Raw genomic sequence first — 4,126 nt, forward strand, 5'->3', positions numbered from 1 at the left:
AGCGACGGTAGACAAGAGTTCCGCGAAGCGAAGTGTCCGGCACGGCGCTTGCGACGGGTGCCCCCGAGCCAAGGGTCGCCGAACGGGGCAACCGGAAGGCGATCACTGCGCTTTGCAGCTCCGCTTTGCCCCGCACCGGATAGGTGGGACCGGTCCGCCTTTGGAAGGCGAGGAACGGTAATGTGATCAGCACCGCCAGCACCCAGCGCAGAACGGACATCCAAGGCCTTGCCTTCATCTCTTCAGCCCTATCTGATGCAACTCGCCCCGTGCGATGAATGCCTGGAGGCAGAGATGCCGCCGCGCCCTGCAACCTATTTCATCTCGCCCAACAGGGGCCATAACTCCTGTAGACTTCCATGGGGTTCGGCACACACGAGGACATGCACCGTTGCCTGGCGCGCGAACCTGGTGACCACCGAAGCCGCTGTCTCGACTATCTCATAGTGGAGCGCCATCGCTCCTGGCGACACGCCCACACCAATGAGGGTTGTGCCTGGCAGCGGGCCCGGACCCCAGTGAAAATAGTCGGCGTCGGTGCTCACGGCCTGGGGCAGCCCATAAGGCTTCCCCAGGACATTCACCGCTCCTGCCTGGCCGCGGTCGGCGGCCAACACCGCCGTCTCGGCTCTCACGTCTGGCGGCAAGCTGTGATAGATAAGACTGACGGTGGCAACGAGACTCTCCCAACCCAGCATGTCGGCAAAATCCTGTGGAAGCTCGTGCACCTGCCCGTCTTCCCAGGTGAGCGGGGCGGAAAGCCCGAGCTCCCGATGGAGGAACCCGCCGTAGGCGCTGGTGGCTTCCGCCTGCAAGATGGGGATGCTCAACGGCACGCCCACCAAGCCGACGACCAGGACGAAGGCCACGATCCCTCGCCTCAGCCAAGCGCCAGACCACCCGCGCGCCTGCTCAACCATTACTGTCCCTGCCGCAAGAAGGGGCAAAAACGCCGGCGCCACCAACTGCGGCCTCACACCCAGGACCAGACTCACCACGGCAAACAGTCCTCCCCATGCCAGCGGCCGGCCCGCCGGTGCCTCACGGCGGAACAAGAGGCGGAAGAAGCCCAGCAAGACCAAAGGCAGGACCACCAGCATTGCTGCCATATTCAATGCAACTGCGCGGGAAACAGCAGACAGCCCCGGCCGCGCGGGGAGCACGGCATCTTTCAAAGAAACGACGGCCCATCGGTGTCTTGCCAGCCAGGCGAGGTGGGGAGAGGCTATCGCCACGGCCAACATCACTGCCACCCAAGGCCAGGCTTTCTTGAGAAGAGCGCGTTCTCCAGTGGCAGCCATGCCGAGAATGGTCGTCGCTCCCACGACCAGGGCACCGTAGCTATTCAGGAGTGAGAGACCCCACAGAATGCCCCATGCCAGCCACCAGCGTGCGCTGGGGGTCTCCATCAGGCGCACGAAGACCAGAAAAACGATTGACCACCAGAGAAGCTCGAAGGCGCCGGGCGCCAAGAAAGAGCTGCTGCGCAGCGACACCGGCCAGAGCACTACTGCGAGGGTCGCGAGCCATTGGGCTAACCTACCGCCGCCAAGGCGTTTGGCCAGCAGACCGGTCAGCCAGGCTGCCGCCAAGCCGGCGACGATCGGCACAATACGATAGCCCACCAGCGAGCCACCCAGCAGGCTACCGAGCCGCGCAACGATGGCAATACCGGGCGGCTTGCCAAGGAAGCCCCATGCCAAGTGCCGTCCCATGTCGATGTGCAGCAGCTCCTCACGGTGGAAGCCGTACTTGCCCGCGGCCAAGAGGTTGGCGGCTAACCGCAAGGCAAGCAGAGCCCCGATGAGCACTGCCGTGCCGCGCCCCCTCTGCGCCGTGGTTCGCCCAGAACTCTCCATTTTGTGCTCCGTCTCTTGGCGGCGTGTGCCCGCCACTACCGGTCAGGCAGCCGCACCTTCCAGCGCCTGGGAAAAATCGGCGATCAGGTCCTCGACGTCCTCGATGCCCACCGACACGCGAATTAGCCCGTCGCTGATGCCAAGGCGCTGCCGCTCCTCTGCCGGCACCCCCCGGTGCGAAGTGGTCACAGGCCGGGTCACCAGGGTCTCCACGCCGCCTAAGCTGGGCGCCACCACCGCGATGCGCAGCCTGTCCAAAAAGCGCTCTGCGGCCTGCTCGCCCCCATTGAGTTCGAAGCTCAGCACCCCGCCAAAGCCATCGAAGAGCTCTACTGCCCTCGCGTGCGACGCATGACTGGCCAGCCCGGGGTAGTACACGCGCCTCACCAGAGGGTGCTCAGCCAGAAAAGTGGCCATGCGCAGGGCCGACTGATTCTGACAACGCACGCGGAGAGCCAGCGTCTTCAGCCCGCGATAGAGCAGAAAGCAGGCATGGGGATCGAGGGAGGTGCCGAATCGTTTCAGCCGGGTCGTCACTGCCTCCACCAGCTCCTTCCGGCCGATGACGGCTCCCGCCACCAAGTCCGAGTGCCCGTTGAGATATTTCGTGCAGGAATACAGGCTGAGGTCGAATCCAAAGTCCAGTGGCCGAAAGTTCACCGGCGTCGCGAATGTGTTGTCGATGATGGCGACAAGCCCATGTGCGCGCGCAAAGTCGACCACCGCCTTGAGGTCTGCCACCTCCAGTAAGGGATTTGTCATCACCTCAACATAAATGGCCTTTGTGGTGGGTCGCAGAGCGCGGTGCCACGAGTGGGGGCTGTTACCATCAACAAAGCTCACGTCGATTCCCAGCGCGGGTAGGTCAGTGGAAAAAAGCTCAAGCGTGCCACCGTAAAGGCAATTCTGCGCTATGAGGTGGTCGCCGGATCTAAGGAGGGCAAGCATGGTCGTGCTGATTGCCGCCATGCCACTGGCCGTGACTACTGCTGCCTCAGCGTTCTCCAGCGCCGCTAACTTGCTATGCAGCACGTCGTGGGTGGGCGTGTTGTTGTACCGGCCGTAGCGCAGCACTTCGCCGGAGGCACCGCGGTACTGAAACGTGGCCGACTGGAAAGTGGGCAGGGTGACCGCGCCCAGGATGCGTGGGGATGGCTCACCGGCAAGGACTAACTTTGTGTCAATTTTCATTCCCTCACCTCCACGGGGACCCGGAGCCGGGGTGGAGACTCAATCCTGTGCGACGCGCACCTCGAATTCCAAGTGATATCGCCTGGCCTCTCCCGGCCCGAGCATAACCAGCGCGCCGCGCTCCCGCTCGGCAACACGCCCTTCAACATGGCAATTGGCAGGCTCAATGCCCAAGGCGTACACGCCAGCAGCAGGCATCTTCCATTCCACAAGGCGAGGGAGCGTGTTCCTGTCCCAGCGTAGGGAAACAGCCAACGCCACCTCACGGCCGGCGATGGGGAAACGAGGGTTGGTCAGAGTCACCTCGGCGAGTTCGTGTGCCCCGGCAGTCGAGCCGTCCAGTTCGTGGTAATAGACGCGCTCGGTGTAGCCCACAGTGGGAGCCTCGAATCGGTCGAAGCCTGCAACGGGGACGTCCTTGTCGCGGGGTACAACCTTCGCTTTGGGGAAGCGCAGCTCGGTCTGCTCCGACATCAGAGGAAAGCCGAAGTTGAAATGGTAGAGGATCATGTGGGGCACTGGGGAGAAGCCGGCGTTTTCCACGCAGTCATCAATCACGATGCGGTTCTCGCCGGCCTTGCTGTGGATCGTGCGCCTCAGGCGCAGGTTCTCGGCAAAGATGCGCGTCTGCTCGACCAGGCCGGTGATCGTCATTTCGTACTCGTCGCCGCGCCACGCTGTGTTCACCCCCACTTGCCGTGCCGGGATGTGATGCACGCGGCCGTGAAGGCCAAGCTCCTCCTCGCCGTCCTGGCAGGGTGCTCCTACCTGCGTCAGACCACAGGTCATAAGCAATCCGCCTGGAGCGGTGCGCAACCATTCCACGCCGCGTGGGTCGAAAAAGGCGGGGTGCACCTCGCCCGTCACCGATTGCCAGCTGAGCGGCACGCCACAGAACTCGGTCAGCCCTATGTCCAGCGCCCGCGACGGGTTCACGAAGTAGCTGAGCCCCGCCCCGGTGCGCACCCAAAGCAGTTCCACGCCTGCTTCCGGGCCTTCGGCAAGGCGCATCTTGCGCACCCCGAGATGGTTCTCCACCCTGGCCCAACGAGCCTCAAGTTCCCGCTTAGTCCAAC

General features: G+C 63.6%; 3 protein-coding genes. All 3 read right to left on the reverse strand.

What is annotated here, in order from left to right; genetic code table 11:
• Window positions 1-314: 314 nt before the first annotated feature.
• Window positions 315-1,859, reverse strand: coding sequence for a glycosyltransferase family 39 protein (locus tag H5U38_10960; GenBank protein MBC7187544.1), 1,545 nt, complete (start codon window positions 1,857-1,859; stop codon window positions 315-317).
• A gap of 42 nt (window positions 1,860-1,901) precedes the next feature.
• Window positions 1,902-3,050, reverse strand: a complete 1,149-nt coding sequence (locus tag H5U38_10965; GenBank protein MBC7187545.1) for an aminotransferase class I/II-fold pyridoxal phosphate-dependent enzyme — start codon at window positions 3,048-3,050, stop codon at window positions 1,902-1,904.
• Between the two features lie 39 nt (window positions 3,051-3,089).
• Window positions 3,090-4,126, reverse strand: a 1,037-nt coding sequence (locus tag H5U38_10970) for an aldose 1-epimerase family protein (protein MBC7187546.1), incomplete at its 5' end; no start/stop codon positions are given.

It is taken from the genome of Calditrichota bacterium (genome assembly GCA_014359355.1).
In the GTDB taxonomy this organism is placed as follows: domain Bacteria; phylum Zhuqueibacterota; class Zhuqueibacteria; order JANLFK01; family Oleimicrobiaceae; genus Oleimicrobium.

What these genes read in the sequence shown, in the direction of transcription:
- H5U38_10960 (MBC7187544.1), bottom strand. Translation starts at nt 1,859, where the DNA reads ATGGAGAGTTCTGGGCGAACCACGGCGCAGAGGGGGCGCGGCACGGCA.
- H5U38_10965 (MBC7187545.1), bottom strand. Translation starts at nt 3,050, where the DNA reads ATGAAAATTGACACAAAGTTAGTCCTTGCCGGTGAGCCATCCCCACGC.